We start from the raw sequence: 19790 nt of genomic DNA on the forward strand, positions 1-19790 counted from the left end.
CTCCACCCGGAGAAACGACCTCTGACCTGCCCAAACGTGGAGCTGAAGGGACTCGAACCCTCGACCCCCTGCAACGCGACGCCCGGATCGCCCTTCTCGCCGCGTATGGAGTCGACTGGCGTCGTCTCGGACCTTCTCCGCTCTGGCCTCGGCCACGACCGAGATCTGCTCGCTGTGACGCCTCCACGATATCGACCTGGGCCGGGTTGTCTCGACCTGGCTGGGTCCACCTCGCGCGGAGTTCCTGGCCACTTCTTGTCCACCCGAATCCCATGCCCGCCGCCCCGGTCAACGTTCACCGATGCCAGCGTGCGGCCCTCCGAACCAGGAACAGTCCCGGGCCGCGCATCTTCCACCACCTGCCATGCGGCTCCAAAACGCGGCCGAGCATCGGCGGGGGCCATCGCCATACTCAGATGACGGACCGCAAAGGGACTCTCACGTGGTCGACACCAACCGATGCCCCCAACGCAGCTCGACATGGCTCTCGAATCCGGCTTGCGACTCGTCACAACCTGGACGGCGGCTCTGACACCGCTCTCAAGTACTCGAACACGTGCCACGTCCTCGCCAGCCGGTCGGCCGTCTCCGCGACGGTGGGCGCCAGGTCTCGCAGCCTGGGCAGCGTCAGGCGCACGTTGGGGCCGGCAACGCTGACAGACCCGACCGCCCGCGCCAGGGGTGACTGCGGCGGCACGATCGCCACGGCCACCGCACTGATCCCTTGCTCGGCCTCCTCCTCGACGATCGCGAAGCCGTCGGCCCGTACCTTGGCCAAGTCCTCCTGGAGGAACCTGAGGTCGGTGTGGGTTTCCACCGTCAATCCCGGCATTCCGCGTCGGCCGAGGATCTCCTTCACCTCGTCCCACGGCAGGGTAGACAGGAACGCCTTGCCAGAGGCCGTCGCGTGGAGGGCGAGCTCGGCGCGCAGCGGGCTGTTGACGATCAGTGAGCCGCTGGCGCCTTGCGCCTGGGCGACGAAGCGCAGCGTCGAGTTCGACGCGATCGACACGCGCGCCAACTCCTGGGACTGCGCAGCCAGACGCGCCAGACCTTCCTGGGCCCAGTCCATGACGTTCGCCCGCTCGAGCTCCCGCAGTCCTAAGCTGCCCACCTTCAGCGTGGCCCGGTAGCGCTCACTGTCCGGATCCTGGACGACGTAGCCGAGCTCGCACAGCTCAGTGAGCAGTCGGTGCGGAATGGCCCGATTGACGTTCATCTGCTCGGCCAGGTCGGTGACCCGCACGCCAGCAGGATCGTCCGCCAGGGCCTCCAGGATGGACATCGCGCGACTGAGGTTGGACAAGCCCCCACTCCCTCCCAAGCGTCGCGACAGCGCGGCCGCTGGTGATCGTACGTCAGCCGACCGCGCCGGTCGGGGCGGACTCACGCCGCCGTGTGCTCCATCGCCGCCTTGAGTCGACGCGCACTCTCGGGGAACCCCACCGCCGGTTCGGGGAGGTCGGCCGGGTTCCACCGGTACTCGTACTCGAGGGAGAAGAAGCCGTCGTAGCCGGTAGCGTCCAGCGCCGCGACGACCGCGGGCCAGTCGATGATGCCCTCACCGATCATGCGCGACCAGTGGACCCGGTCCTCGTCCTGGATCTGCGCGACCGTGGCGGTGCGCAACCGCCGGTTGGGATCCATCCACTCCATGTCCTTGACGTGGACGTGCTTGATCCAGGGCGCCTGGAGCGCGATCGCCTCGGCGAAGCCCTCGCAGTGGGTGAACGTCAGGTTGGCCTGGTCGTAGAGGATGCCCACGCTCGGCAGGTCGACCTCATGCATCAGCCTGATGGTCTGCGCCGCCGACTCGGTCATGGTGCTGAAGTGGTTCTCCACACAAAGCACAACGTCGTGCTCGGCGGCGATCGTGCCGAGCTCGCCGAGGGAGTCGACGAGCCGAGCCCACATCTCCTGCTCGTGTGCGCGATGCTCGTCGGTGGAGAACGCGCCACCATAGATGCGGATGCGGTGGCAGTCCAGCTGTTCGGCGACGCGGATGCAGCGCGTCAGGCGGGCGATGTCGGCGCCTCGCTCTGCGTCATCCAGGCTGTTGATGCCCTGCACGTAGGGGGTCAGCCCGCCGACGACCAGGCCGAGATCCTTGGCCCACCGGCGCACCGCGGCGGCAGTCGAGCCGTCGTCGTGCTCCGGGATGGCCGACTTGTAGCCGTCCTGCCAGATGATCTCCGCTCCGTCCAGACCCGCGCTCCGGAACAGCTCCAGCGCCTCCCGAAGCGTCAGATCAGGGGTGCCAAGGGTGTGGCCGAGCATCCCGCGCATGGTGGTCCTTCTCCTTATATGAGATTCACAGCGCCCGGGCAGCGTCGCCCGGACCTTCCTGTCTAGCGGCGCACCCGCCCGGATCCGTCCCCACCGACCAGCGCCCGCACCTCGTCCTCGGACACCAGATCGAGGTCGCCGGGGATCGAGTGCTTCAGGCAGGAGGCCGCGGCGGCGAACTCGACGCAGTCCTGCGGGGCGTCGTCCCGCATCAGGCCGAAGATCAGGCCACCAGCGAACGAGTCGCCGCCGCCGACGCGGTCGACGATCGGCGTGATGTCATAGGTCCGGCTGACGAAGTGGCCATCGCGGCTGGACATCATTCCGGCCCAGCGGTTGTGGGAGGCGGAGACGCTCGACCGCAGGCTCGTGGCCACCACGCCGAAGCCGAAGGTATCCATCAGCCGCTCGGCCACCTTCTGGTACGACTCGACGGGCAGCTCGCCCTTGGTGACATCGCTCCCCTCGGCCCTGATGCCGAACACCGTCGCGGCGTCCTCCTCGTTGCCGAACAGGACGTCGATCAACGGCGCGAGACGGGTCATCTCGTCGTGCGCCTGCGCTGGGCTCCACATTCGGGCCCGGTAGTTGAGGTCGCAGCTGACCGTGATGCCTCGCTCGCGGGCCGTCTGCAGACCCTCCCGGAGCGCGCCGCGGACCGACTCGCCGAGGGCTGGAGCCGTACCGGAGAAGTGGAGCCAGCGGGCGCCGTCCAGGATGGTCGCCCAGTCGTAGTCCTCCGCCGCGGAGGTGGCGAACGAGGAGTGCGCACGGTCGTAGATCACCGTGGACGCCCGTTGGGCGGCGCCGGTCTCCACGAAGAAGATGCCGAGCCGCTCACCGCCCCGAACGATCGTCGACGTGTCGACGCCGTAGCGGCGCAGGAAGTTGACGCAGGCCTGACCGACGGGCGACGCCGGCACCTTCGAGGCCACCCTGGTGGGCACACCGAGGTTGGCCAGCAGCACCGCAGCATTGGCCTCGGCACCGGTGAAGCCGACCCGGAACTCTGAGCTCTGCACGACGCGTTGCGAGGCGGGTGGTTCGAGCCGCATGAGCAGGTCCCCGAAGCCGACGAACACTCCGGCGCCGCTCACTTTCGCGCCTGCTTCGCCTCGCGAACCACGGCGGTGAACGTTGCGGCGCGCTCGGTGAGCGCCTCCCAGTCGCCGTTGGCCACGGCGGCAGCGTCGACGAGAGCCTTGCCGACCCCCACGGCCACCGCGCCAGCCTGGATGTACTGCGGGGCCGTCGTGAGATCGACGTTGCCGGTGGGCAGGAGACGGGCACCGGGCAGCGGTCCGAGTACGTCCTTGAAGTAGCCGGGCGTCGCCACCCTTCCCGGGAAGAGCTTGATGAGCGTGGCGCCGAGCTGCATCGCCCGGTCGATCTCGCCCGGGGTCAGCGCTCCCGGAACCATGGCCACGCCGGCGGCGGCCGCGGCGGCGATGACGTCGGGATCCACGATCGGCGCCACAAGGAAGTCGGCTCCTGCGGCCACCGCCAGGCGTGCCTGGTCGGCCCGGAGGACGGTCCCGGCTCCGATCAGGACTTCGCCGGCGAGCTCACGGCTGGCTTGTGCGATGACGTCGAGGGCTCCCGGCGTCGTCATGGTGACCTCGATGCTCCGTACGCCTCCGGCCGCCAGTGCCCGTGCCGCGCCGACGAGGTTGTCGCTGTGGTCCATCCGAACGACGGCGATGACGCCGCACTCGACCATCTGATCGAGAACGTCCGCCGCGGCCACTGTGTGCTTGTCCACTGGTCCTCCGCAGTTCTTGGTTCGAGCCGATACGAGGAGTCCGGTCAGCGCAGCGTCTCGCCGCCGTCGATGACGAGGACCTGCCCCGTGACGTGATCGGAGGCAGGGGTCGCGAAGTAGGCGAAGGCGGCCTGCAGGTCACGCACGTCGGCGAACCGGCGCAGCGGGATCACCGAGAGGAACTCCTCTTCCCGCTCGGAGTGGATGTAGCCATGGGTCATCGGCGTGTCGACGTACCCAGGCGCCAGACCGTTGACGCGGATCCCGAACTTCGCAAGCTCGAGTGCCGAGCTACGCGTGTACTGCGTCAGGGCCCCCTTGGTGATGGCGTACATCGTCTTGTCCTCGACGGCCACAACCGATCCGACGATCGAGCACATGTGGATGACCTTGCCGTAGCCCTTGGCGACCATCTGCGGCAGCAGCCGCTGAGTCAGGGTGAAGACGCTGCCCATGTTGACCGACCACAGGAACTCGAGGTCCGCCCCGGTGGCCTCCAGCAGCGGCATCCGCCGTTGCGTGCCGATCGAGTTGACGAGAACGTCAACGCCACCGAGTCGCTCGGTCGTCGAGACGATCTCGGACACGTGGTCACCGTCGCGCGCATCCCCGTACAGCGCGGTCACGTCGCCACCGGTCGACAGCTCCCCGACGGCTTCCTTGAGCTGGTCTTCGTTGTTACCCGTGATGACGAGCCGCGCTCCCAGCTCCTGAAGGACCTGCGCCGCCGCCCGACCGATGCCGCCGGAGCCGCCGGTGACCAGAGCCAGCTTGCCGTCGAGAGCGAACAGGTCACGGAACATCGCAGCCACCTTGCTGTCACAGGGGATCGGGCGGAACTTCAGCGTCCGCCATAAGTGAAACGCTGTTACAGCAACAATGCTCGGCTCGGATGGCCCTGTCAAGTCACCCCGCGGCCGCCCTACCAGAGGCGGTAGCCGCCGTCGAGGACGATGTCCGTGCCGGTCACGAAGCTGCTCGCGGGGCTGGCCAGGTAGACGATCGCCCCGGCGATCTCTTCGGGAGTGGCGATGCGTCCGAGCGGTGTCTTGGCGTTCCACGAGGCGAGTCGCTCCGGGATGGACCGGCTGACGGCGGTCAGGGCGGTCTCGGTGTAGCCCGGCGAGATCGAGTTCACGCGGATGCCACGGTCCGCCCACTCCACCGCCAGCGACCGGGTGTAGTGGAGCACCGCCGCCTTGGACGCGTTATAGATCGCCTGCCGCTGCGGGTGGTTGACGACGTAGGCGGACATCGACGCGATGTTGACGATGACCCCGTGCCCGCGAGGCAGCATCGCCCGCGCCTCGGCCCGGCAGCACCGGAACACACCGCCGAAGTTGGTGTCGACGACCATGGCGAACTCCTCGTCGGCCGTCTCCTCCGTGGCCTTGTTGAGGCCGGTGCCCGCGCCGTTCACCGCGACGTCGAGCTGCCCTGCCTCGGCCAGCAGGTCCGCGACCGCCCGGTCGACAGACGCCCCGTCCGTCACGTCCAACGGCAGGTAGCGGGCGCCGATCTCCTCGGCCGTCTGCCGGCCGACGTCCAGACGTCGTCCAGCGATGTACACCCGGGCACCGGCGGCCACGAGCGCCTGCGCCCCGGCCCGGCCGATACCGCTGGCCCCACCCACGACGAGCGCCACCTGTCCGTCCAGACGGAACTGCGGTCCCCGCACCGCGGACGTCGCCACACTCATGACTGGTCCTCCAACGCATCGGCAATCAGGCCGCGCAGGTACCGGGCGTTCTCCGCCGAGACGCCTAGGCCATCGCCGCCGTAGTGCTCGGCGAGGAACGCTCCACGGAATCCCTGGGCGATGGCGTAGCGGACCGCCTTGCGGTAGTCGATCAGCCCCACCGGAAGGGTGGCCGGTGCGCTGTAGAAGACGTCCTCCAAGGGCGACTCGATCCGCACGTAGTTCTTCACATGCCAGTAGTTCGCCAGCGGCAGCAGCTTGACCGCGATCGCCTCCCAGGGCTCGATCGGCCGCTGCGCGCGCACCAGGTTGCCGAGGTCTGGGTTGAGACCGACGTTGTCGCGGTCGATGTCCGTGATGAACGCCACGGCCGAGTCGGCGTCGCCGAGGAACGTGCCCTCGTACACCTCTATCGACAGCTGGACACCGACCGCGCGCGCGTGCTCGGACAGCTCACGGAACCGTGCCACGGCACGGTCCCACAGCACGCGGTCCGGTGGGTTGGCCGGCCCGGGCACGGTCCAGAACCAGGGCACCGCAGTCTGCTCGGGGAACAGGGCCTCGTGCAGGCCCAGGCAGACCAGGGGTGCACCCACCTCGGCCGCCGCGTCGATGCCCCGATGGGTGGCGGCCACGTTCTCGTCCGCCCGCGCCGGGTCGGGGTCGATCACGCTCATGCGCACCATCGAGGTGGCACAGATGGACAGGTCGAGGTCCGCCAGCGCCGCGACCAGCGCGCTTCGCTCGTCGGACGTCATCTCGCCAATGGGCAGCCAGGCGCTGGGGATCTCGACGTGGCCGAAGCCTTCGCGACGCAGGCGCCGCAGCTGCCGATGCCAGTGGTCGGGCCCGGCGTCGCGGACACTCTTGCCTCCAGGGGCCACCGACGGGAACTGGAGCATCGCCGCCCCGATAGGCCAGCTCTCGGCGTCGAGTCCGGCGTCGGCCGGGACCAGGGCGTCGTCCAAGATCGCCGCTGCAGTCTGACGGTCCAGGACACGCCGCGGCACCGCCAGGCTGGCCGTCACCGTGCGCGGGTCAGCCAATTCGGGCACCGCCGTTGACGTTGAAGTGCGCGCCGGTGATGTAGCCAGCGTCGGGCCCAACGAGGAACTCGATGGCCGCGGCGACTTCGTCCACGGTCCCAAGCCGGCCGACGGGCAGCCCGGCGACGAAGAACGGGCGCCGGTCATCGGTGATGCGCCCACCCATGATGTCCGTGTCGATCACCGCCGGCGACACGACGTTGACGGTGACGCCCGTGGGCGCGAGCTCGAGCGCCGCGCCGTGGGTCAGACCCTCGATCGCCGACTTTGAGGCGGCGTAGGCGGTCGCGCTGTAGGTGCCGCCCCCGGTCTGGGCCGCGGTCGATGACAGGTTGACGATGCGTCCGACCCCGCGGCCGACCATGCCGGGTGTGAACCGCTTCATCACGAGGAACGTTCCGGTGGCGTTGACCGTCATCACCCGGTTCCACCGAGCGAGGTCGGTGTCGACGAACTTCGTCGGGTCGCTGATACCGGCGACGTTGACGACCGCCAGCACCGGCGGCAGCACCGCTTCGACAGCGGTTGCTCCAGCGTCAACCTGGTCGGGGTCGGTGACGTCCACCTCGGCCGGGACGACGCGCGCTCCGGAGCTACGCAGCTCCTCGGCCCGCGCCGCGAGCTGCTCGCCGTCACGGTCGAAGAGGCCCACCGCCCAGCCGTGAGCGGCGAGTCGCCGAGCGACTGCGGCGCCGATACCGCGTGGGGAACCCGCCCCTGTGATGACCGCCGTGCGTTCCACGGGGTAGTTGCTGGTCACTGTCCGTCCTCTCGATCGCCGTCAAGGTCGCGGCGCGCGCGTGCTCGCACGAGCCGAAGGTGCATCCGCATGGCGCTCTCCACTGCCTGCCGGTCACCGGAGTCAGCAGCGCGCACGATGGCTGCATGCTCACTGAGCGCCTCGTTCGAGTCCGAGACTCCGTGCTCGGCCGACTGCCGGACGCGGTGGGTCTGTCCGTTGAGCGCCTCCGCCATCAGCCCGACGAACGGGTTGTGCGTACGGCTGAAGATCACGTGGTGGAACGCGACGTCGGCGTCGATGACCGCCCACGCCAGGTCGTCGACCGCGTCACCGTGCGGCGACATGGCGTCGAACGCCTCGACCGCCGCCTGCTGCGCCGCCAGTGCGCCACGCAGCGTGGAAGCGAACGCCGGGTCCCCCGAGGCGATAGCCAGTCCCGCGGCGCCGACCTCGAGCACCTCCCGGGCGTCCATCAGCTTCTCGAACTGCTCCGCCGTCAGCGGGGGCGCCACGCGGAAGCCCTTGCGACGCTCGTGGACCACCAGCCCGGTGCCCTCGAGTCGGGTCAGCCCCTCACGCACCGGCGTCGGCGAGACGTTGAGCCGGCGCGCCAGCTCCTCGATCCGCAGCGGTGCACCGCGCGCCAGCTGACCGCGGCTGACCGACTGCATGATGGAGCGGTACACCCGCTCCGAGAGCATGCGCGACGACTCCTCGCCGACCCCGTCGAGCCGCGCCGACGCTGCCTGGACTGTCCTTCTGGTCACGCCGGCACCGTCTCCGCCATGACACGCAGCGTCGCCAGGCTCGGCGCCAACCGCTCCCGCAGCGCGAGGCCGGCTACCTTGCGGGCCGAAACCTTCGCACCGACGTAGTCGACGTCGGACCCGACGAGAGCCAGGGCGCGTGCCACCCGATCGGACGTCAGCAGCGACGCGGGCTCGGAGCCGTCACCGCCGTCGGCGACTGGCAGGTGCGAGTCCCGCCACTCCCCGCCGAAGGCTGTCGCCACCGGGGCCACCCCGGAGAACATCAGGCCGGTCAGCGCGCGCTCGTCCTGGAGCGTGCGGATCGCCTGCTCCGCTCCGTCGGCGGAACGGGCCTCGATGACCGAGCGGGCCCAGTTGACGCTGTGCCCGCTGCGTGCACCGTGGGCGGCGAGCCCGGCAGCGTGCTGGAGGCACTCAATTTCGGTGCGCAGCGGCAGGAACGCCTTCTGCGGCTGCACCCCGTCGGAGCCGTCGCAGTGCTCGACCACCACGGCCACGTCGTCCCAGCCGAGCTCGAGGACGGTGCGCAGGGACCGCGTGAACGCGTCAGGCGACGCCCCGGCCGACGCAGACGGCGAGGACTGGATCTGGATCGCCCGCACCGCGTGGGGGCCCAGCTGCGCCCGGAGCGCCATGATCTCGCGGTGTGCCGCGGTCACGTCGGCCACGGCGAGCAGCCGCGACGGCTCATCGGCGGACGCTAGCCCGTAGCGGGAGTCGGCGCTCAGGCGCGCGGAGACCCCGGCCATCATCGTCACGACCGAGCTCCAGCCCGGGTCCACCAGCCCAGCCAGACGGCCAGCCCCATCGGCGAACAGCTCACGGTCCCAGGCGAGCTCCAGGCCACCCACCAGCGGCTCGTCCCGCAGAAGGCCGAACCACCCGCGGGCCAGGTCGTCGTCGTCGAAGAATCCCGGCGGTGCGGCGACATACGCGCCGAGAACGAAGCCGGTCATCGGTTGCTCCTTCCCGCGGACGTCAGGGCGTCCGGGTTCACCAGGTGTGGGGGAACACGTCCTTGGGCGACGTCGATCAGGGCGCCCAGGGCCGAGTCGGCGACCCCGCGGGCGAAGCCGTCGGTCCAGCACAACGAGTGCGGACTGAGCAGCACCCGGTCGAGGGTGAGCAACGGGCTGTCGAGCGGCAGCGGTTCCCGCCGGAAGACATCGAGCGCCGCTCCCCTCAACCGGTTCTCGCGCAGCGCCGCCACCAGCGCCTGCTCGTCGACCACCATGCCGCGCGAGAGGTTGACCAGGTACGCCTCGGGTCGCATGGCACGCAAGACGTCGGCGTCGATCAGGCACACGGTCTGAGCCGTGGCCGCGACGGCGACCACAAGGAAGTCCGATGCGGCAGCCACCTCGAGGAGCGGCAACTGCGGTACGCCGATCGGCTCCAGCACCTCGGGCCGCGGCGTGCGGTTGTAGGCAACCACGCTGATGCCCAACTGCCGGAACGTCCGGACGATCTCTGCCCCGACGTTGCCGACCCCGACGACGCCCACGGTGGCGCCGATCAGGCCACGACCCTGGTGCGAGGCCCGCTGGTCCCAGCGACCCTCGCGTACGAGGCGGTCCTTCGGCGCCAGCTCGTGCGCCAGCGCCAGCACCATCGTCAGCGCCGCGTGCGCCATCGGCACTCGGACCCCGTCCGGAGTGTTGGTGACGAGGACGCCGGCCGCGGTGCACGCGGCGATGTCCACCTGGTCGTAGCCAGCACCGAAGCGCGCCACGTGACGCAGGCGTCCGCCTGCGAGGGTCGTCGCGTCGACCGCGCGGTCACCCATGAGCAGTAGCGCGTCGAAACCGAGGACCTGCTCGGCGCAGATCCTCGCACCGGGCACGGGCACGACCTTCCAGTCCAGCCCGGCGTCCCGCAGACGCTGCAGGCCGAGGTCCCCGAAGATGCTCGACCCGTCGTCACGGACCTGGTCTCCGGTCACCGCGACGCGATAGCCGGTCACTCGGACCACCTCGGTGGCCTGCCAGGTTCGGCGACGCCGTGCATGCGGACTCCTTGTTTCCCAACTAGCGCGACAATATATTATCCGGCATCCTCATGCAAAGAGAGGTTGACAGCCATGACGCTCCGCGCAGCGGTACTGGGCACCGGCTCCTGGGCCCGCAAGATTCACCTGCCGGCTCTGGCGGCCCACCCTCAGGTCGACCTCGTCGGCGTCTGGGGTCGGCGGGGCGACACAGCCTGGGCGGTTGGCGACGAGTTCGCCATCCCCGCCTACGACGACCTGGAGCGCCTCCTCGCGACGGTCGATCTGGTCTCCGTGGCCGTCACACCGCAGGCACAGCCCGCGCTCGCCGCGGCTGCAGCACGCGCCGGGGTGCACCTTGTCTTGGAGAAGCCCGCGGCCGAGGACGCGCTGGGCTGCGAGGCCCTGGCGGCCGCCGTTGCATCAACTGGGGTGCAATCGACGGTCTTTCTCTCCCGGTTGTGGGACCCCGCCCGCCGCGAGTGGCTCGACGCAGTCTCCGCACACCGCTGGCGCGCGATCCGCTACGGCTGGATGTCCGCGGGGATGCGGCCAGGGTCGCCGGGCGCCGGCGACTGGCGACGGGAGGCCGGACCCCTGATCGACGTCGGACCCCACATCATCGGCCTGGCTGAGTACCTGGCCGGGCCCGTGGCGACGATCCGGGCCGAAGCCCCGGCTCACGGCAGACTCGACCTGCGGCTGACACACGCCGACGGCTGCGAGACCGTCGCCGTCGTCGACCTGCTCGCCGACGTGACCTGCACGAACGAAGACATCACACTGTCGGGCGACGGCAGGGTGCGTGGCTACCGGAACCCCGAGGCGGTCGACTTCGTTGCCGCCTACACAGGCATGCTCGACGACCTGCTCGGACGTGTGCGTGGGACGCGGGCGACCTCGTCCCGCGGTGCGGCATGCAGCCTGGAGTCGGCCGTCACCATGGCGGCGGTCATCGACGAGGCGCGGTCCCAGCTGCGCGGCGACCGCGGCACCGGCGGAGTCGCCACGCCCACGCCGGCGCGAACTTGACAGGCTCGGCGGCCAGCACCATGCTGCCGTAACAGCGTTACATTCTTGGCACGAAGTGGTGCGGTCTGCTGACGCACCCGCGACAGCAGGGTGGCTGCGATGAACCGAGAGCGACTCGCCGACAACGGCGTGCGCCGGTCGGGCGCGACCCGTGAGTCCCACGGCAAGCTCCCTGCCATCGACGGCGCGGCCACGGCGGTGCGCCTGGCACGCCGCAACGGTCTCCAGCCCCACTGCCTGACCCGGGGCGAAGGCACCTCACGCGGGGCGCGGCGCCCGACCGGCCGGCCGCACGAACACCGATGGCGGCGACGACACGGTGCGCACGCCGCCGCGGCGATACCGGCTTGATCAGCCACTCCAGTCAGTGTTTATATACAAACCGGGATCTCGAAGGAGCGATCAGATGTCTTCGTCGGCAATCCAGCCCGCCGTGGCTGCAGCGGGTCAGCACGACGAGGTTGAGCAGTTCCTGCACGACCCCGAGCGCATCGCTGCAGTCGGGCGGCAGAAGCTGAGGCGGCGCATCTGGTCCGTGGTGCCCGTCGCCACCTTCATCGGCATCGTCCTTGTCTGGGCAGGCGCCGTTTGGGCCTTCAAGATCCCGCAGTACCTGCTGCCGGACCCGTGGTCTGTCTTCGCCGACATCTTCAACAACTGGCCGCGGTTGTGGCACCACAGCCAGACGACCCTCGCCGAGATCGGCGCGGGCTACGGGATCTCCATCCTCATCGCCATCCCGCTCGGCCTGGCGATCTCCCAGTCCCGGGCCGCCAAGCAGATCGTCTATCCGCCGATCATGGTGCTCCAGCTGCTGCCCAAGGTGGCCGTGGCACCGCTGTTCATCGTCTGGCTGGGCCTGGGCTTCACCTCGAAGCTCCTGCTCACCATCCTCATGACGTTCTTCCCCCTGCTCATCGCGAGCATCAGCGGGTTCGGCATCCTCGACAAGCGGCTGCTCTACCTCACCAAGTCGATGGGCGCCAGCACGTGGCAGACGTTCCGGCACCTGCGCTTCCCGGCGGCGCTGCCGATCATCTTCTCGGGCCTGCAGACGTCGGCCACCCTCGCCGTCACCGGCGCCATCGTCGCCGAGTTCGTCGGCTCCAACAGCGGTCTTGGCTACGTCATGCTCCAGGCAACCACCACGCTGGACATGCCCGAGTCGTTCGCGGTCCTCGTGCTGATGACGATCGTCGGCGTGGCCATCAACTACCTGGTCGAGTTCGTCCAGTACGTCATGACGCCGTGGCAGCGCGCGAAGGCCAACTGAACAAGGAAGGGGTGCCGGCCGAGGCACGACCGGCACCCCGTGATCTGCAGTACCAGCAAGTTCGCAGTAAGTGACCCGCGAGTCGGGCCTACGGCGTCGTGGGTCCGCAGACCAACAAAGGAGTGTCCCATGAAGTTGGTGAACAGGCACCTGGCTGCGGCGAGCATCGTCGTCGCCGCACTGGCGCTTGCCGCGTGTTCGAGCAGTCCCTCCACCGCCACCGGCACCACGGCCCCCGCCGAGACCACCGGTGCGGCCACCAGCGAGGCGTCGGCGACCGCGGCCGCGTGCGCGTCGATCTCGCCGTTCGAGTTCCAGCTGCAGCAGCCGCCGAACGGCTCCAACGCCGGCTTCGCGGCCGGCGTCGAGGAGGGGTTCTACAAGAACCACTGCCTCGACGTGAAGATCATCGCCGGGACGGGTTCATCGACGACCGCCCAGATGGTCGCCTCCGGCAAGGCGAACATCGGTTACGCCGACTCGGCCGCCACGACGCAGCTCATCGCCAAGGGTGCGCCGCTCGTGGTGGTCGGCACGATTCTGCAGTCCAACCCGAACGAGGTCATCGCGTTCAAGTCGAGCGGCATCTCGTCGATCGCCGACCTCAAGGGCAAGAAGGTCGGCACGCCGATCCCGTCGTCTCAGGCGTCGATGCTGCCGCTGTTCTTCGCGGCGAACGGACTGAAGGAGAGCGACGTCACGCTGGTCAACATCGCGGCCACATCGCTGACGCAATCGCTGCTGCAGCACCAGGTTGACGCGATCCTTGGGAGCATCGACACCTACCAGGTGCAGGTCCAGGCGCAGAGCACCGAGCCCCTGTTCACGGCGATGTTCGCTGACCATGGCGTCGCCACGGTCAGCACCTCGATCTTCGCCAACAAGGACTGGGCGGCCAAGAACGCCGACGCCGTCAAGGCCTTCGTGGCCGGCTCTCTCGAGGGCTGGGCTTTCGCGGCGAAGAACCCGCAGAAGTCTGTCGACGACCTGACGACCCTCTGGGGCGCCGGTGAGCCGTCCAAGACGTCCCTCCAGGAGCTGCAGGCAACACTCGACGGGAACCTGCTGTGCGCCAACGGCGCCAAGTACCTCGGCAAGGCCACCCCGGACGCCTGGACCAAGACGCAGGACCTCCTGTCCTCCGTCGGCCTGCTGGACAAGGGCGTCGACCCGACCAAGTACTACACGTACGACTACCTGCCGCCGGACAACCAGCTTCCGGTCTGCCCGCTGAGCTGACGACGATCATCGACACTGGATTGCGGAAGGAGAGCCACCCGATGGCATCGATCTTGGGGTACACCTACGAGGACCTCCACGTAGGGCTCTCCTTCCGCAGTCCGGGCCGGACAATCACGGACGCCGACCTCGTCGGCTTCGCCGGCCTGACCGGCGACTACTCCGAACTCCACACCAGCGACGTCTACGCCAAGGCCAGTCAGTTCGGACGCCGCGTCGCCCACGGAATGCTGGGCCTTGCCTATGCGCACGGCCTGATGTGGGCGCGCACCGGCGAACTCCGGCAGACGATCATTGCCTTCCTGGGCATAGGCGACTGGCGCTTCGTCGCGCCGATCTACGTCGGCGACACGATCTTCGTCAACTACGTGATCGCCGAGATGCGGGACAGCAAGTCACGCCCCACGCAGGCCATCGTCACGTTCGACGTCGAGCTCGTCGACCAGGACGGGCGCCTGCTCCAGAAGGGCCGCAAAACCGTACTGGTCTCGAAGGTGCCTCTGGCCGCTGTGGCGGCAAGCTCGAACGAATCCGCCAAGGAAGGAACACCGGCATGACCACCGCGACCCAGTCGCCTGCCGAGCAGGGGCTCAGCCGCTCGACGATCACCATCGACAACGTCACCAAGGTCTTCGGCGAGGACACGGCCACACCGTTCCGGGCCCTCAAGAGCGTTTCGATGGACATCCGGGCCGGGGAGTTCGTGTCCGTCGTCGGCCCGTCCGGCTGCGGCAAGAGCACGCTGATGCTCATGATCGCCGGGCTGCAGCCGCAGACCACCGGCCATGTCGTCGTTGCCGGCAAAGAAGTCACCGGCCCTATCACCGACGTGGGCATCACGTTCCAAGACCACTTGCTGCTGGACTTCCGCACCGCGGAGGAGAACGTGATGCTCCAGGCCGACATCCGCGGCCTGCCGAAGGACACGATCCAGCGGCGCTCTGACGAGCTCTTCGCACAGCTCAACCTGGCGTCCGCGAAGAAGCGCTACCCCGTGCAGCTGTCCGGCGGCATGCGTCAGCGGGTATCCCTCATCCGCACACTGGTCCACGACCCGTCGCTGATTCTCATGGACGAGCCCTTCGGCGCCCTTGACGCGCTGACCCGCTTGCAGGTGCGTACCGACCTCGAGCAGCTGTGGCTTCGGCGACGTCCAACCGTCGTGTTCATCACGCACTCGGTCGAGGAGGCCGTCGGTCTGTCCGACCGCATCTTCGTCATGAGCCCCAGCCCCGGCGAGGTCGTCGAGGTGATCGATGTCGAACTGCCCCGCCCGCGGCCCATCGTCCTCGGCGAGTCCCCCGACTTCTCCTACTACGTCGACCGCATCTACCGCCGCTTCCAGGAGATGGGTGTGCTGCACGGCATCGAGAGGTCGACGCAGAACGACGCGGCCTCGTGAGGGCTGCACTGGACGGCGTCGCAGTCGTCACCGGTGGCGCGCAGGGCGTGGGCGAGGGCATCGCCACACGGCTGGCCCAAGACGGCGCGCACGTCGTCATCGCCGACCTCAACGTCACCGCCGCCTCGGCGGCGGCCGCGCGCCTCGCCGCCGAGGGGTGGCGGGCGGACGCCGTCCGGCTCGACATCGCCGATCCCGACAGCGTGGCCGCGCTCGGACCGGCAATCCGCGCTGTGACCGACTCGCCCGTCAACTACTTCGTCGCCAACGCCGGCGTGCAGACGTTCCAGCGGGCGACCGAGCTGCCCGTCGACGAGTGGGATCTGGTCATGACGGTCAACGCCCGCGGGACGATGCTCAGCCTGCAGGAGGCGGCCCGCCTCATGCCGGACGGCGCGGCGATCGTCGCCATCGCCTCGATCCAGGGACGTGTCGGCGCGCCGTTCTACCCCCACTACGGGGCCTCGAAAGCGGCGATCCTCAGCCTGGTCAAGTCGTTCGCCCTGGCCCTGGCCCCCCGCAGGGTCAGGGTGAACTCTGTCGCGCCCGGCATCGTCGCCACCGCCCTGTGGGACCAGGCCGACCTGCGCCTGTCCGCGCTGACCGGGCGCGCGCCGGGCGCCGCGCGCGCCGAGCGCATCGCGAGCGTGCCGCTAGGCCGAGCCGGTAGCCCCGAGGACGTCGCTGCCGCGGTGGCCTTCCTGCTGTCCGACGACGCCTCGTACATCACCGGCGAATGCATCCACGTCTGCGGCGGAGACGTGATGCTGTGACCTCCATGGTCGCCCCCCACGACACGATGACCCTCGGCACCGGCGCCGGTCGGAGCCGCGAAGACCTGGTCATCGACGCCGCCGCCGCGGCGGACCTGGTGCGCGATCGCGACTGCGTGGTCGTCGGCGGCTCCGGCTCGCTGCTGCAGGTGCCCGAGACGCTCCTGTCGGCGATCGGCCGCCGGTTCGCCGCCACAGGCGGACCCGTCGACCTCGACGTGGTCCACGTCATGGGTCTGGGCGACCACCTCGGTCGCGGGGTCGACCACCTGGCGCGGCGCGCCTTGGTGCGCCGATTCATCGGTTCGCACTTCGTCCTGAGCCCCGCCGAGCAGGCGTTGATCGCCCGCGGCGAGGTGGAGGCCATCGGGTTGCCCGCGGGCACCATCACCCTGCTCTACCGGGAGATCGCGGCGGGAAGGCCGGGCCTGCTGACCGACATCGGCCTCGACACGTTCGTCGACCCGCGCCAGCAGTGGGGCCGGATGAACGAGGTGACCGCCGACGGTCTGAGCCGCGTGCTGACCCTCGACGGACGCGAGTGGCTCTACTACCCCACGTTCCCCGTCCACGTCGCGTTGATCCGGGCCACGGACGCCGACTCCGCCGGCAACCTCACGATGGGCGACGAGGCCGCGTCGAGCGACAACCTCGCGATCGCCCAGGCCGCGCACAACTCCGGCGGACTGGTGCTCGCCGAGGTCAAGCGCATCGTCGACGCGGGCACGATCCCCGCCGCCCAGGTGCGCGTGCCCGGCGCACTCGTCGACCATGTGGTCCTCACCGACTTCCCGTACCAGACCCCGGTGACGCGCGAGGACCCCCGGCGCACCGGCACTCGTCGCAACGCACCGACTCAGGTGCCCACGCTCGGCCTCGACCACCGCAAGGTGATCGCGCGGCGAGCCGCGATGGAGCTCCGCTCCGGGCAGCTGGCCAACCTCGGTGTCGGCATGGCAAACGGCATCTCGTACGTCGCTCTCGAAGAGGGGGTGCTCGACCAGCTGACGCTCACCGTCGAGCAGGGGATCTTCGGTGGCCTGCCGGGGATCGGCCTGGACAGCGGCACCGCGGTCAACCCGGCCGCGATCATCGACATGACCAGCCAGTTCGACCTCTACGACGGCGGCGCTCTCGACCTGGCTGGACTCTCGTTCGCGCAGGTGGACCGCCTTGGCAACGTCAACGTCACCCGTGTCGGCAACACCCCCATCGGGCCGGGCGGCTTCATCGACATCAGCCAGAAGGCGCGCACCGTGCTGTTCTGCGGCACCTTTCGCGGCGGCGACCTTCAGGTCGACGTCGATGACTCCGGGGTGCGCATCCGGCGCGACGGCCGCTACGGCAAGTTCGTCGAACAGGTGCCTTCCATCACCTTCAGCGCAGCCCGCGCCCACGCCCAGGGTCAGCGGGTGCTGTACATCACCGAGCGAGCCGTCTTCCAGCTGGGCGCGCACGGGGTCGAGCTGATCGAGGTCGCCCCCGGCATCAACCTCCGCCGCGACGTGCTGGACCAGATGGGCTTCGAGCCCGTCATTCCCCAGCCCCCGGCGCTCATGGACGCGCGACTGTTCCGTGCGGGGCCCATGGGTCTCGTCCTGTCGCCCGCAGACACGGGCAGACGAGTAAGGAGACCACTGTGACCGGCGCCTACGAGGGCATCCGCATCCTCGACTTCACCCAGCTCGAGCAAGGCCCGTGCGGCACCCAGGTCCTCGCCGACTTCGGCGCCGAGGTGATCAAGGTCGAGCGCATCGACCTTGGCGAGATCGGCCGCCGGCAGTTCCCCACCGTCGCCGACGGCTACAGCCCGCACTGGTCGGCAACCAACCGGAACAAGAAGAGCTTGAGCGTCGACCTGAAGAGCAAGCGCGGCATCGCGCTGATCATGGAACTCGCCAAGGGAGCCGACATCGTCGCCAGCAACTTCCGGCCCGGTGTCATGGACCGGCTGGGCCTGGGCTGGGACGCGCTGTCGACCGTCAACCCGCGGATCATCGTCGCCTACGCCTCCGGCTACGGGCAGTCCGGTCCTTACACCCACCGGCGCGGCCAGGACCTCGCCGCACAGGCGATCGGGGGCCTGATGGCCCTGACCGGCAGCGCGGAGGGCGGCGCGACCCCGGCCGGCACCTTCATCGCCGACTACATGGCGTCCCTGCACTTCGCGCAGGGAATGATGATCGCGCTGGCAGCCCGCGAACGCACCGGGCGCGGTCAGGTGGTGGACACCTGCCTTCTCAACGCCGCGGTCGTCAGCCACCTCCAGGAGGGCACCACCTACCTCAACACCGGCCAGAGCTACCCCCGCCCCCCGGCCGGTATCGCCCACGCCCACAACACCGCGCTGTACGGCCAGTACCGCACCGCGGACGGGCGCTGGATCGCACTCATCGGCGAGTTCTACGTCACCGAGCCGTGGAAGCGCGTCGCACGGGCACTCGGTCTGCCCGACGAGGTCCGCGACGACCCGCGCTTCCAGGACAACGAAGGGCTGCTCGCGCACCTCATCGAGACGCGTGACCTCGTTGCCGCCGGAGTCGAGCGGCTGACTTTCGTCGATGCGCTCGCCCGGTTCGAGGCCGAAGACGTGCTGGTCGCGCCGGTCAATGAATACCCGGAAGTCTTCTCCGATCCACAAGTCCTGCACAACGAACTTGTGATCCGCGCCGAGGTCCCCCACGTCGGCACAATGGCCTTTGTCGGCAATCCGATCAGACTGTCGGAGACCCCCGGCGAACTCCGCACTACGCCGCCGACCGTGGGACAGCACAACGAGGAGATCCTCGCCGCTATTGGCTATTCGGAGCAAGCGATCATCGACCTGCAGGCCACCGGCGTCGTCGGATCCGAGAACACCCGACTAAGGGCAGGCGGGCCCGCGGCCTGGTGAAGCAGCAGGCAGCGAACATTTCGGCGACGTTTGGAGGTCGGCACCATGACTCACCTCTCCAGCCTGATTGCCAACATGCGCGCCCGGGTAACCATGGCTCTTCATCGGATTGCGACACTCGCCCGGGAGGTGGAGGACGATTGGTATGCAAACGAATCCCTACGGCTGGCGATGACCGGAGCCTTGACCGGCGGTACACCCATCGCGCCTAGCGGTTCGACACCCATCACTTGGCCACACTCGCATGCGACGCTCGGCCACACCAAGCACCGCAATGAAAACCCAGACGGGTCACCTCTCAATGGAATTGGCGACAGCCGTCGGCCGCGCTAGACATCGCGCTGGCGGCTGCCTGGTGTGAGGTTCATCCCACTCACGAATCAATTCGCGTTTCGAAGGAGCGCCGCCGTCGCCCAAAGCCCTCGCCATCGCTGGGCTGCCGGTACGCTCAGCTCGAACTGAGGCCGGCCACCCCGGACCTGCACCGCCGCTACCGTGACAGTGTTTCCGCCAATCCACACGGTTCACGGGGTCAGGCCCCACCCGACCCGACGATCCTCCGCAGGACTCAAGTCTCGCATCGCTGACCAGCGCACCTGCAGACTCGAACCCCATTCGCGCGCGCCACGGGCTCAACTCTCGCGCTCCGGCGGCAACGCGTACACCCAGGTCACGCCCTCACCCGCACCCCGAAGCCTTCGGCCACGCGGGCACTTTGTGGCCACTTTCTGGCCATCGACAAGCAAGAAGGCCGCCCCTCCACCCGGAGAAGCGGCCTCTGACCTGCCCAAACGTGGAGCTGATGGGACTCGAACCCACGACCCCCTGCAGCACGACGGCAGGCTCGCCCGTCTCGCCGCGGATCGAGTCGACTGGCGTCGTCTCG

The 19790-nt window shown here is 69.1% G+C and carries 19 protein-coding genes; 8 read left to right on the forward strand and 11 right to left on the reverse strand.

The window, feature by feature from the left end; all coding sequences use genetic code 11:
* Positions 1–508: 508 nt before the first annotated feature.
* From BGO37_RS00980 to BGO37_RS01030, 11 genes are all read right to left on the reverse strand, one after another.
* The gene (locus tag BGO37_RS00980; RefSeq protein WP_291751262.1) at positions 509–1285 is read right to left on the reverse strand and encodes an IclR family transcriptional regulator; all 777 of its coding nucleotides are present in this window, start codon (positions 1283–1285) and stop codon (positions 509–511) included.
* A 101-nt stretch (positions 1286–1386) separates the two neighbouring features.
* Positions 1387–2286, reverse strand: a complete 900-nt coding sequence (locus BGO37_RS00985) for a sugar phosphate isomerase/epimerase (RefSeq protein ID WP_291751265.1) — start codon at positions 2284–2286, stop codon at positions 1387–1389.
* 62 nt (positions 2287–2348) lie between these two features.
* Complete coding sequence (locus BGO37_RS00990; RefSeq protein ID WP_291751266.1) at positions 2349–3383, reverse strand: sugar kinase; 1035 nt, start codon at positions 3381–3383, stop codon at positions 2349–2351.
* Positions 3380–4048, reverse strand: a complete 669-nt coding sequence (locus BGO37_RS00995; RefSeq protein WP_291751268.1) for a bifunctional 4-hydroxy-2-oxoglutarate aldolase/2-dehydro-3-deoxy-phosphogluconate aldolase — start codon at positions 4046–4048, stop codon at positions 3380–3382. The genes BGO37_RS00990 and BGO37_RS00995 overlap by 4 nt, the downstream gene beginning before the upstream one ends.
* A 44-nt stretch (positions 4049–4092) precedes the next feature.
* Positions 4093–4851 (reverse strand): SDR family oxidoreductase, encoded by a 759-nt coding sequence (locus tag BGO37_RS01000; protein WP_291751270.1) that lies wholly within the window; start codon positions 4849–4851, stop codon positions 4093–4095.
* A gap of 119 nt (positions 4852–4970) precedes the next feature.
* Positions 4971–5747, reverse strand: a complete 777-nt coding sequence (locus BGO37_RS01005; RefSeq protein ID WP_291751272.1) for an SDR family oxidoreductase — start codon at positions 5745–5747, stop codon at positions 4971–4973.
* Positions 5744–6802, reverse strand: a complete 1059-nt coding sequence (locus tag BGO37_RS01010) for a sugar phosphate isomerase/epimerase (protein ID WP_291751274.1) — start codon at positions 6800–6802, stop codon at positions 5744–5746. Before BGO37_RS01010 ends, BGO37_RS01005 begins: the two co-directional genes overlap by 4 nt.
* Positions 6786–7553 (reverse strand): SDR family NAD(P)-dependent oxidoreductase, encoded by a 768-nt coding sequence (locus BGO37_RS01015; RefSeq protein ID WP_291751276.1) that lies wholly within the window; start codon positions 7551–7553, stop codon positions 6786–6788. The genes BGO37_RS01010 and BGO37_RS01015 overlap by 17 nt, the downstream gene beginning before the upstream one ends.
* Complete coding sequence (locus BGO37_RS01020) at positions 7550–8302, reverse strand: GntR family transcriptional regulator (RefSeq protein WP_291751279.1); 753 nt, start codon at positions 8300–8302, stop codon at positions 7550–7552. The genes BGO37_RS01015 and BGO37_RS01020 overlap by 4 nt, the downstream gene beginning before the upstream one ends.
* On the reverse strand, positions 8299–9261 hold the full coding sequence (locus tag BGO37_RS01025; RefSeq protein ID WP_291751282.1) for a DUF4862 family protein: 963 nt from the start codon (positions 9259–9261) through the stop codon (positions 8299–8301). The genes BGO37_RS01020 and BGO37_RS01025 overlap by 4 nt, the downstream gene beginning before the upstream one ends.
* Entirely contained in the window at positions 9258–10268 is a 1011-nt protein-coding gene (locus BGO37_RS01030; protein WP_291751285.1) for an NAD(P)-dependent oxidoreductase, read from the reverse strand. Before BGO37_RS01030 ends, BGO37_RS01025 begins: the two co-directional genes overlap by 4 nt.
* A gap of 117 nt (positions 10269–10385) precedes the next feature.
* On the opposite strand from BGO37_RS01030, the gene BGO37_RS01035 reads away from it, so the two are divergent.
* From BGO37_RS01035 to BGO37_RS01070, 8 genes are all read left to right on the forward strand, one after another.
* Complete coding sequence (locus BGO37_RS01035; protein WP_291751287.1) at positions 10386–11324, forward strand: Gfo/Idh/MocA family oxidoreductase; 939 nt, start codon at positions 10386–10388, stop codon at positions 11322–11324.
* A gap of 406 nt (positions 11325–11730) precedes the next feature.
* Complete coding sequence (locus tag BGO37_RS01040; RefSeq protein ID WP_291751289.1) at positions 11731–12597, forward strand: ABC transporter permease; 867 nt, start codon at positions 11731–11733, stop codon at positions 12595–12597.
* 129 nt (positions 12598–12726) lie between these two features.
* Positions 12727–13836, forward strand: coding sequence for an ABC transporter substrate-binding protein (locus BGO37_RS01045; RefSeq protein WP_291751292.1), 1110 nt, complete (start codon positions 12727–12729; stop codon positions 13834–13836).
* 41 nt (positions 13837–13877) lie between these two features.
* Positions 13878–14393 carry a MaoC/PaaZ C-terminal domain-containing protein gene (locus tag BGO37_RS01050; protein WP_291751294.1) on the forward strand — a complete coding sequence of 172 codons (516 nt, stop codon included), beginning with the start codon at positions 13878–13880 and terminating at the stop codon, positions 14391–14393.
* Positions 14390–15238 (forward strand): ABC transporter ATP-binding protein, encoded by an 849-nt coding sequence (locus BGO37_RS01055; protein ID WP_291751296.1) that lies wholly within the window; start codon positions 14390–14392, stop codon positions 15236–15238. The genes BGO37_RS01050 and BGO37_RS01055 overlap by 4 nt, the downstream gene beginning before the upstream one ends.
* Positions 15235–16011 carry an SDR family NAD(P)-dependent oxidoreductase gene (locus tag BGO37_RS01060; protein WP_291751299.1) on the forward strand — a complete coding sequence of 259 codons (777 nt, stop codon included), beginning with the start codon at positions 15235–15237 and terminating at the stop codon, positions 16009–16011. Before BGO37_RS01055 ends, BGO37_RS01060 begins: the two co-directional genes overlap by 4 nt.
* A 5-nt stretch (positions 16012–16016) precedes the next feature.
* Complete coding sequence (locus BGO37_RS01065) at positions 16017–17654, forward strand: acyl CoA:acetate/3-ketoacid CoA transferase (protein WP_291751302.1); 1638 nt, start codon at positions 16017–16019, stop codon at positions 17652–17654.
* Positions 17651–18904: a CaiB/BaiF CoA-transferase family protein gene (locus BGO37_RS01070; RefSeq protein WP_291751304.1), complete on the forward strand. Its 1254-nt coding sequence runs from the start codon at positions 17651–17653 to the stop codon at positions 18902–18904. The genes BGO37_RS01065 and BGO37_RS01070 overlap by 4 nt, the downstream gene beginning before the upstream one ends.
* The last annotated feature ends 886 nt before the right edge of the window (positions 18905–19790 follow it).

Source organism: Cellulomonas sp. 73-92, from assembly GCF_001898175.1.
Classification (GTDB): domain Bacteria; phylum Actinomycetota; class Actinomycetes; order Actinomycetales; family Cellulomonadaceae; genus Cellulomonas.

Coding starts and splice junctions, on each gene's coding strand:
- BGO37_RS00980 (WP_291751262.1), bottom strand. CDS start 1,285: ATGTCCATCCTGGAGGCCCTGGCGGACGATCCTGCTGGCGTGCGGGTC.
- BGO37_RS00985 (WP_291751265.1), bottom strand. CDS start 2,286: ATGCGCGGGATGCTCGGCCACACCCTTGGCACCCCTGATCTGACGCTT.
- BGO37_RS01000 (WP_291751270.1), bottom strand. CDS start 4,851: ATGTTCCGTGACCTGTTCGCTCTCGACGGCAAGCTGGCTCTGGTCACC.
- BGO37_RS01005 (WP_291751272.1), bottom strand. CDS start 5,747: ATGAGTGTGGCGACGTCCGCGGTGCGGGGACCGCAGTTCCGTCTGGAC.
- BGO37_RS01025 (WP_291751282.1), bottom strand. CDS start 9,261: ATGACCGGCTTCGTTCTCGGCGCGTATGTCGCCGCACCGCCGGGATTC.
- BGO37_RS01035 (WP_291751287.1), top strand. CDS start 10,386: ATGACGCTCCGCGCAGCGGTACTGGGCACCGGCTCCTGGGCCCGCAAG.
- BGO37_RS01040 (WP_291751289.1), top strand. CDS start 11,731: ATGTCTTCGTCGGCAATCCAGCCCGCCGTGGCTGCAGCGGGTCAGCAC.
- BGO37_RS01045 (WP_291751292.1), top strand. CDS start 12,727: ATGAAGTTGGTGAACAGGCACCTGGCTGCGGCGAGCATCGTCGTCGCC.
- BGO37_RS01050 (WP_291751294.1), top strand. CDS start 13,878: ATGGCATCGATCTTGGGGTACACCTACGAGGACCTCCACGTAGGGCTC.
- BGO37_RS01055 (WP_291751296.1), top strand. CDS start 14,390: ATGACCACCGCGACCCAGTCGCCTGCCGAGCAGGGGCTCAGCCGCTCG.
- BGO37_RS01065 (WP_291751302.1), top strand. CDS start 16,017: ATGGTCGCCCCCCACGACACGATGACCCTCGGCACCGGCGCCGGTCGG.